The organism is Dietzia sp. SLG310A2-38A2 (assembly GCF_014145095.1).
Taxonomy (GTDB): Bacteria; Actinomycetota; Actinomycetes; order Mycobacteriales; family Mycobacteriaceae; genus Dietzia.
This window is the reverse complement of record NZ_JAALDX010000176.1, coordinates 1-3,480: the sequence shown is the minus strand read 5'-3', so window position 1 is coordinate 3,480 and position 3,480 is coordinate 1. Positions and strand designations below refer to the sequence as shown.

The 3,480-nt window shown below is 69.0% G+C and carries 3 protein-coding genes and 1 pseudogene; all 4 read left to right on the top strand.

The genetic code is table 11. The features are described from left to right. Window positions 1-207 (top strand): annotated as a pseudogene (locus tag G6027_RS06985) (tryptophan synthase subunit beta); the annotation flags it as partial. After that, the gene (gene trpA / locus G6027_RS06980) at window positions 204-995 is read left to right on the top strand and encodes a tryptophan synthase subunit alpha (protein WP_182636542.1); all 792 of its coding nucleotides are present in this window, start codon (window positions 204-206) and stop codon (window positions 993-995) included. The pseudogene G6027_RS06985 and the gene trpA, both read left to right, overlap by 4 nt. Continuing rightward, window positions 992-1,885 carry a prolipoprotein diacylglyceryl transferase gene (lgt, locus tag G6027_RS06975; protein WP_182636541.1) on the top strand — a complete coding sequence of 298 codons (894 nt, stop codon included), beginning with the start codon at window positions 992-994 and terminating at the stop codon, window positions 1,883-1,885. The genes trpA and lgt overlap by 4 nt, the downstream gene beginning before the upstream one ends. A gap of 46 nt (window positions 1,886-1,931) precedes the next feature. Continuing rightward, window positions 1,932-3,350 carry a pyruvate kinase gene (pyk, locus tag G6027_RS06970; protein ID WP_182636540.1) on the top strand — a complete coding sequence of 473 codons (1,419 nt, stop codon included), beginning with the start codon at window positions 1,932-1,934 and terminating at the stop codon, window positions 3,348-3,350. Window positions 3,351-3,480 lie beyond the last annotated feature (130 nt).

Here is a 3,480-nt window from a genome sequence, read left to right as displayed (position 1 = left end):
GCGATCGCCGGAGCCGCGCAGCTCGCCGCCGAGGGGGTCGGCCTGATCCTGGTCAACGTCTCGGGCCGCGGCGACAAGGACGTCGACACCGCCGCCCGGTGGTTCGGCCTGTTGGGCGGGGGGACCCCGCCGGAGGCCGGGGTGGACTCCAGCCGGGGCGCCGACGACGGCGAGGGCGAGTACGCGGACGGGGGAGTCGAGGCATGAGCGTTCTGAGCGAGGTGTTCGAGCGGTGCCGTGCCGAGAACCGGGCCGCCCTCATCGGGTACTACCCGGCGGGTTACCCCACGGTCGAGGGGTCGGTCGAGGCCGTTCGGACGATGGTCGCGGGCGGCTGCGACATCATCGAGGTGGGGATCCCGTACTCGGATCCCATGATGGACGGTCCCACCATCCAGGCGGCCGCCGATGTGGCGCTCGAGGCAGGCTTCCGCATCCGTGACACCTTCACCGTCATCCGTGCGGTGGCCGAGGCCGGCGCGGTCCCGGTCGTCATGAGCTACTGGAACCCGATCCTCCAGTACGGCGTGGACCGTTTCGCGGCGGACCTCGCGGCCGCCGGCGGGACCGGGGTCATCACGCCGGATCTCATCCCGGACGAGGCGGAGGACTGGATCTCGGCCACGGACGCGCACGGGATCGACCGGGTGTTCCTGGTGGCACCGTCCTCGACCAACGAGCGGTTGGCCATGACGCTGTCCCACACGAGCGGGTTCGTGTACATCCAGGCGGTCATGGGGGTGACCGGAGCGCGGGACGTGGTCTCGGACGCTCCTCGCACCCTCACCGCCCGTGTCCGAGAGCACTCGGACCTGGCGTGCGGGGTCGGACTCGGGGTGCGCAGCGGCGACCAGGCGGCGGAGATCGCGTCCTACGCGGACGGCGTGATCGTCGGCTCCGCGCTCATCACCGCGGCCACCGAGGGGAACGAGGCCCTTGCGAGACTGACGGCCGAGCTCGCGGCGGGCGTGCGTCGGTCGGGGGCCGGCTCGTGATCCCGAGCCCTCCCCAGGGGGTCTGGGAGCTGGGTCCGTTCCCGCTGCGCGCCTACGCACTGTGGATCATCCTGGGCATCGTCGTGGCGATCTGGTGGGGCGAGAAGCGCTGGGTCGCCCGCGGGGGGCGCGCGGGAGTCGTGCTGGACACCGCGCTGTGGGCCATCCCCTTCGGGCTCGTGGGCGGTCGCATCTATCACGTGGCCACAGACTGGTACCGGTACTTCGGGGAGGGCCGGAACCCGGTCGACGCGCTGAAGATCTGGGACGGCGGTCTGGGCATCTGGGGGGCCGTCGCGCTGGGCGCGGTCGGTGCCTACATCGGCCTCCGGCAGCAGGGTATCCGGGCGATCGGTGCGTTCGGCGACGCGGTCGCCCCGGGGATCGTCCTGGCGCAGGGGATCGGACGTCTGGGTAACTACTTCAACCAGGAGCTCTACGGTCGCGAGACGGACGTACCCTGGGCCCTGGAGATCTATCAGCGTTACGACGAGACGTACGGGTACTCCGAGACCATCGGTCGCTCCACCGGGCAGGTGCTCGCGACCGTCCACCCCACGTTCCTCTACGAGTTGGTGTGGAACGTCCTGGTGGCCGTGGCGCTGGTGGTGATCGACCGCAGGTTCCGGCTCGGTCACGGCCGGCTCTTCGCCCTCTACGTGGCCCTGTACTGCTTCGGACGATTCTGGGTGGAGTTGCTCCGTGCGGATGCGGCAACGGAGGTCTTCGGGCTGCGCATCAACACCGTCGTCTCGGTCGTCGTCATGGTGGCCGCCCTGATCTACGTGTGGCGGGCACGACGGGGCCGCGAGGACCCCTCGGAGCTGCGCGCCCCGGAGGACCTGACCGGCGAGTCCCCGGAGGACGCACCCCCGTTGGCCGGTCGTTGACGTTGCGTTAACCGGTCATCCCGGTGAGGGGACTAGATTGGTACGGGTGAATCGTCGTACCAAGATCGTCTGCACCCTGGGTCCCGCCGTCGCGTCGGAGGCCGGCATCCGTGAACTCGTCGATGCCGGGATGAACGTCGCCCGGCTCAACTTCAGCCACGGAGACCATGCCGACCACGAGGCCAACTACCGATGGGTCCGCAAGGCCTCCGACGAGTCGGGGCACGCCGTCGGTGTGCTCGCGGACCTCCAGGGCCCCAAGATCCGGCTCGGCCGATTCCTCGAGGGGCGCCACGAATGGGCGGAGGGCGACATGGTCGCCATCACCGTCGCGGACGTGGAGGGCACCAAGGAGCGCGTCTCCACCACCTACAAGGGGCTGGCCGCCGACGCCCGGCCCGGCGACCGGCTGCTCGTGGATGACGGCAACATCGGCCTGACCGTGCAGCGGGTCGAGGGTGACGACGTCCACTGCGTCGTCACCGAGGGGGGCACGGTCTCCAACAATAAGGGCGTGTCCCTCCCGGGGATGAACGTCTCAGTTCCGGCGCTGAGCGAGAAGGACATCGCGGACCTGCGCTTCGCGCTCGCGCTGGGTGTCGACTTCATCGCCTTGTCCTTCGTCCGGTCGCCGGCGGACGTCGATCTGGTGCACGAGATCATGGACGAGGTCGGGGTGCACGTCCCGGTGATCGCCAAGCTGGAGAAGCCCGAGGCGGTCAAGAACCTCGAGTCCATCGTGCTGGCCTTCGACGCGATCATGGTGGCCCGCGGCGACCTGGGCGTGGAACTCCCCCTACAGGACGTACCGCTGGTCCAGAAGCGGGCGATCCAGATCGCTCGCGAGAACGCCAAGCCGGTCATCGTGGCCACGCAGATGCTCGAGTCCATGATCGCCAACTCCCGGCCCACCCGTGCGGAGGCGTCGGACGTCGCCAACGCCGTGCTCGACGGGGCCGACGCCGTGATGCTCTCCGGCGAGACCTCCGTGGGCAAGTACCCCATCGACGCGGTGCGGACCATGTCCTCCATCGCCCTCGCGGTCGAGGCCGACTCCACCGCCGCGCCCGATCTCGTCCACATCCCTCGGACCAAGCGCGGGGTCATCTCCTACTCGGCCCGGGAGATCGGGGAGCGGTTGGGCGCCAAGGCGCTCGTCGCGGTGACCTCGACCGGTGACACTGTCCGTCGGCTCGCCCGCCTGCACAGCCACCTGCCCCTCATCGCGATCACCGGTGACCCGCGTATCCGAAGCCAGTTGGCTCTCACGTGGGGCACCGAGACGTTCCTGACCGACCGGGTCCACGAGACGGCCGAGCTCGTCAAGGTCACGGACGAGTTGTTGCTCCCACTCGAGGGGTACAACGAGGACGATCTCATCGTGATCGTCGCGGGCAACGTGCCGGGAGTCGAGGGTTCGACGAACTTCATCCTCGTTCACAGAATGGGCGAGGCGGACCACTGATCACCTTCGGGTAACAACTCGGCAGCGCCGGTGAGCACCCGCTCACCGGCGCTTTTGTGTCTATTCGTGCTTTTGACGTGACAGGGTCGAGATACATCTGTTACCTTTTTGGAGGCCACCGGGGAAGCCG